A 5536-nucleotide genomic window follows, 5' to 3' on the forward strand; every position below is an offset into this window, starting at 1 on the left:
GTGCCGAAGAGCCGCAAGGCGCCCAAGCGGGTCCGCGCGGCGCTGGACTCCGGCGCCGAGCTGGTGCTGGTGTGGGGCGGCGACGGCATGGTGCAGCGGTGCGCCGACGCGCTCGCGGGCAGCGGCGTGCCGATGGGCATCCTGCCGGCCGGCACGGCCAACCTGTTCGCGGTGAACCTGGGCATCCCGGTCGACCTGCCGGAGGCGGTACGGATCGCGCTGCACGGCCGCCGGCGCGAGCTGGACCTGGGCCGGATCAACGGCGAGCACTTCGCGGTGATGGCCGGCGCCGGGTTCGACGGCGACCTGATCCGGGACGCCGACCGGCAGCTCAAGGGCCGGTTCGGCCGGATCGCGTACGTCTGGACCGGGCTGCGGCACGTGCGCGGCGAGTGCGTACGGACCCGGATCCGGGTCGACGGCGCGGACTGGTTCGACGACGAGGCGAGCTGCGTGCTGTTCGGCAACGTCGGCACCATCACCGGCGGCATCCCGGCCTTCGACGACGCCCGTCCGGACGACGGGGCGCTGGAGGTCGGCGTGTCCACCGCCAGCGGCGCGGTGGACTGGGCGCGCACGCTGGGCCGGATGGCCGCCGGGCGCTCCGAGGAGTCGCCGTTCGTGCGGATCACCCGCGGTCGCAAGATCACGGTGCGGTTCGACGCGCCGAAGACGTACGAGCTGGACGGCGGCGCGCGGGGCAAGGCGAAACGGCTCAAGGTGAAGGTGGTCCCGGGCGCGCTGACGGTGTGCTGCCCCGACCCGCCGGACTGACCGCTCCCGCTCCGGGGCAGGATGCCGGAATGCGCGACGACATCCGCGACTACCTGGCCGAACTGGTCCGCCGCTCCCGGGACGTGCTCGGCGACGACCTCGTCGGCGCGTACGCCGCCGGGTCGGTCGGGCTGGGCGCGTACCAGCCGGGGCGCAGCGACGTGGACGTGGCGCTGCTGGTCGCCGGGCCGCTGCCCGAGGGGGCCAAGCGGATACTCGTGGAGCGGCTGCGGCACGAGTCGCTGCCCTGCCCGGCGCGCGGCCTGGAACTCGTGGTCTACCGCCGCGACGTGGCCGCCTCCGGCGCCCCGGAGCCCGGCTTCGAGGTCGAGCTGAACACCGGCGCGACAATGCCGTTCCGCGCCACCTACGACCCGGCCGACCGGCCCGCCGCCGACGGGCGGTTCTGGTACGCGCTGGACCGCAGCATCCTGCGCCAGTCCGGCCTGACGCTGCTCGGCCCGCCCGCCGCCGACGTGTTCGCCGACCCGTCACCGCAGGCGCTGCGGGCGCTGCTGGCCGACGCGCTGCGCTGGTGGCTGGCGCTGCCCACCCCACCCGGCGACGCACCGGCTCCCGGCGCGGAGGACGCGGTGCTCGGCGCCTGCCGCGCGCTGGTGCGCCACCGCGACGGCGTCTGGCTGGGCAAGGTCGACGCCGGGCTGCGGGTTGCCGCCGACGACCCGGACGCCGCGCTGATCCGCGCCTCGATCGAGGCCCGCCGCGGCGGCACGCCGCCGTCCGGCCCGGCCGCCCGCGCGTTCCAGCGGCGGGTGCTGGACCAAATCACCGCGAACTGAACCGCGACTACTGTGAGCCGGGGAGGTGCGGTGATCATGACGGAGCTGAGCGCGTCCACGCGGGCCGGACTGGAGTCGGTGGTGCCCGGCGGCGTGGCGACCCGGGCCGCGGACCGGCTGCGGATGGCCCACGACGCCTCGCACTACCTGCTGCACCCCGGCGCGGTGATCACCCCGGCCGACGCCGGTCAGGTCGCCGCGCTGCTGGCGCACAGCCGCCGCACCGGCACCCCGCTGACGTTCCGCTCCGGCGGCACCAGCCTCAGCGGCCAGGCCGTCACCGACCGGCTGCTCGTCGACGTGCGACGGCACTTCCGCGACCTCACGGTGCTCGACGACGGGCGGCGGGTGCGGGTCCAACCGGGGGTGGTGCTGCGGCAGGTGAACGCGCGGCTCGCGCCGTACGGCCGCAAGCTCGGCCCCGACCCGGCCAGCGAGTCCGCGTGCACGGTCGGCGGCGTGGTCGCCAACAACTCCAGCGGCATGACCTGCGGAACCGAGTTCAACACGTACCGGACGCTGGAGTCGCTGGTCCTCGTGCTGCCCAGCGGCAGCGTGCTGGACACCGGCGCCCCGGACGCCGACGCCCGGCTGCGCGCCGCCGAACCGGCGCTGCACGCCGGGCTGCTGCGGCTGCGCGACCGGGTACGCGGCAATCCCGACTCGGTGCGCCGCATCCGCGCCCAGTACGCCATGAAGAACACCATGGGGTACGGCGTGAACGCGTTCCTCGACCACGACGACCCGGCCGATCTGCTCACCCGGCTCGTGGTGGGCAGCGAGGGCACGCTCGCGTTCGTCGCGTCGGCGACGTTCCGCACCGTACCCGTGCACCGCCATGCCGCGACGGGCCTGCTGGTCTTCGACTCCCTCGGCGCGGCGATGGCCGCCATGCCGGCGCTGGTGGCCGCCGGGCCGGCGGCGGTCGAGCTGCTCGACGCCGTCGCCCTGCGGGTCGCCCAGCGGGACCCGAAGGCGGACGCCACGCTGCGTGGCCTGGCCGTGCGCGGGCACGCCGCGCTGCTCGCCGAGTGGCAGGAGTCCGACCCGGCGGCGCTCGCCGACCGGGTCGCCGACGCCGGACCGGTACTGGCCGGCCTGCCGCTGAGCGCACCGGCGCGGCTCAGCGGCGAGCCGGCCGCCCGGGCCGCGCTGTGGCACATCCGCAAGGGCCTGTACGCGGCGGTGGCCGGCGCGCGCCCGTCCGGCACCACCGCGCTGCTGGAGGACATCGCCGTGCCGGTCGAGGCGCTCGCCGGCACCTGCGCGTCGCTGGCCGAGCTGTTCGAGCGGCACCGGTACGCCGACAGCGTCATCTTCGGCCACGCCAAGGACGGCAACCTGCACTTCATGCTCAACGAGCGCTTCGACGGCGGTGCGGCCCCGGCGCGCTACGCCGACTTCACCGAGGAGATGGTCGACCTGGTGCTCGGCTACGGCGGCACGCTCAAGGCCGAGCACGGCACCGGCCGGGTGATGGCCCCCTACGTGCGCCGCCAGTTCGGCGACGAGCTGTACGAGGTGATGCGCGAGCTGAAGACGCTCTGCGACCCGGACGGCGTGCTCAACCCGGGGGTGCTGCTCAGCGACGACCCGGAGATCCACATGCGGCACCTCAAGACCGTGCCGACGGTGGAGGAGGAGGTGGACCGCTGCGTCGAGTGCGGCTACTGCGAGCCGGTCTGCCCTAGCCGCGACCTCACCACCACGCCCCGGCAGCGCATCGTGCTGCGCCGGGAGATCGCCGCAGCGCAGGCCGCCGGCGACACCGCGCTGGTCCGGGAACTGACCGACGACTACGACTACGACGCGGTGCAGACCTGCGCCGTCGACGGCATGTGCGCCACCGCCTGCCCGGTGCTGATCAACACCGGTGACCTGGTCAAGCGGCTGCGCGCGCAGGAGCACGGCCGGGCGGCGGGGACCGCCTGGCGCGGCGCGGCCCGCCGCTGGGGCGCCACCACCCGGGGCATGGCCCGGGGACTCGATCTGGCCGGGGCGCTGCCCGCCGCGCTGCCCGAGGCCGCCACCCGGGCCGCCCGCGCGGTGCTCGGCGCCGACCGGGTGCCGCAGTGGCAACGGGACCTGCCGCGCGGCGGCACTCCGCGCCGCCTCCACCCGGCCGACGACCCGGACGCGGTGTTCGTGCCGTCCTGCCTGGGCACGCTGTTCGCCCCGGCCGATGGCGGCACCGGCGTCGCTGCCGCGCTGCTCACGCTCGCCGAGCGGGCCGGCGTACGCCTGCTCGTGCCCGACGGCATCGGCGACCTGTGCTGCGGCACCCCCTGGTCGTCGAAGGGACTCACCGACGGCTACCGGCAGGTGCGCGACCGCGTCCCGCCGGTGCTGCGCGCCGCCAGCCGCGACGGCGCGCTGCCCGTGCTCAGCGACGCCGCGTCCTGCACCGAGGGCTTCGAGCGGCTGCTCGACGGCGCCGGGGACGTGCGGGTCGTCGACGCCGTCGCGTACACCGCCGGCACGCTGCTGCCCCGGCTGACAGTGCGCCGCCGGATCGGCTCGCTCGCGCTGCACCCGACCTGCTCGTCGGTCCGCCTCGGACTCGACGACGCGCTGCTCACCGTGGCCCGCGCGGTCGCCGACGAGGTGGTCGTCCCGGAGGGCTGGCAGTGCTGCGGCTTCGCCGGGGACCGGGGACTGCTGCACCCGGAGCTGACCGCGTCGGCCACCCGGGCCGAGGCCGCCGCCGTCACGGCACGCGCCTTCGACGGGTACGCCTCGGTGAACCGTACGTGCGAGATCGGGCTGGCGCGGGCGACCGGGCAACCGTACCGGCACGTGCTGGAGTTGCTGGCCGAGGCCACCTCGCCGTAGCGACGTCCGCGGAGTGCCGGCTTTTCGCGTGATCGACACCAGTTCGGGGATGAGGGGAGCGGGCGCCGTGAGCTGGGCTGGCGTACCGAGGGCTTGATCGCGGGCGGGGCGGGGACGGCAGGGCTTACGGTGCGGAAGGGGGAGTCCACGGGAGGGGTGACGCGGTGGCTGCGGGCGTGTTGTCGGGGCGGGTCGCTGTGGTCACCGGCGCGGCGCGGGGGATCGGCCGGGCCGCGGCGGTGGCGCTGGCCGAGTCGGGCGCGGACGTGGCCGGGATGGACGTCGCCGGGCCGGTCAGCCCGATCCTGGACCTCCCGCCCGCCACCCCGGAGGACCTGGCCGAGACCGGGCGCCGGGTGACGGCGGCCGGCGCCCGCTGGTCCGCGCACGTGGCCGACCAGCGCGACATCGGGGCGGTACGCGCGTTCGCCGAGGCGGTCGAGCGGGAGCACGGCGGCGTGGACGTGCTGTTCGCCAACGCCGGCATCCAAGCGTTCGCGCCGCTGCTGGAGATGACCGACCAGCACTGGCACGACCAGATCGACGTGAACCTCACCGGCGCCGCGAACGTGCTGCGGGTGTTCGCGCCACTGCTGGTACGGCGCGGCGGCGGGCGGATCGTCATCACGTCGTCCACCCAGGGACAGCACGGCACCACGAACGGGTCCGCGTACTCGGCGTCCAAGTGGGGGCTCATTGGGCTGATGAAGTCCGCCGCGCTGGAACTCGGGCCGCACGGCGTGACGGTGAACGCGGTGATCCCGGGGCTGGTCGACACCGCGCTGACCCGGCACCGGGACCGTTACGTGCAGGCGCTGGTGGAGGCGGGGAAGTCACCGTCGGGTGACCTGGCCGAGGTGGAGCGGGAAGCGGTCGGGGCGCTGCGGGCGAAGACGCCGCTGGGCGTGCCGTGGGTGGAGCCGGAGGACGTCGCGCCGCTGGTGGTGTTCCTCGCCTCCGACGCGGCGCGCATGGTCAGCGGCACGTCGTTCGCCGCGACAGCGGGCGACAGCGCACACGTGACCGCCTGATCCCGTCGGGCCGCCGGCGACGGCGGTCGGGGCCGGGGACGCATCGAGCCGGCGCCCCGGCCACGAGGGCCGGGGCGCCGGAGTCGCGCGTTCAGGAGC

The 5536-nt window shown here is 75.8% G+C and carries 4 protein-coding genes; all 4 read left to right on the plus strand.

Annotation, left to right across the window (positions count from 1 at the left end):
- Positions 1-774 (plus strand): diacylglycerol kinase family protein (locus KBX39_RS21485; RefSeq protein WP_210872175.1); only part of this gene is annotated, 774 nt, incomplete at its 5' end.
- Between the two features lie 29 nt (positions 775-803).
- The gene (locus KBX39_RS21490) at positions 804-1574 is read left to right on the plus strand and encodes a nucleotidyltransferase domain-containing protein (protein WP_210872178.1); all 771 of its coding nucleotides are present in this window, start codon (positions 804-806) and stop codon (positions 1572-1574) included.
- A 36-nt stretch (positions 1575-1610) separates the two neighbouring features.
- On the plus strand, positions 1611-4406 hold the full coding sequence (locus tag KBX39_RS21495) for an FAD-binding and (Fe-S)-binding domain-containing protein (protein WP_210872180.1): 2796 nt from the start codon (positions 1611-1613) through the stop codon (positions 4404-4406).
- A 164-nt stretch (positions 4407-4570) separates the two neighbouring features.
- Positions 4571-5437 carry an SDR family NAD(P)-dependent oxidoreductase gene (locus KBX39_RS21500; protein ID WP_043323809.1) on the plus strand — a complete coding sequence of 289 codons (867 nt, stop codon included), beginning with the start codon at positions 4571-4573 and terminating at the stop codon, positions 5435-5437.
- Positions 5438-5536 lie beyond the last annotated feature (99 nt).

Origin of the sequence: Micromonospora sp. D75 (assembly GCF_018070405.1) — a bacterium.
In the GTDB taxonomy this organism is placed as follows: Bacteria; Actinomycetota; Actinomycetes; order Mycobacteriales; family Micromonosporaceae; genus Micromonospora; species Micromonospora chalcea.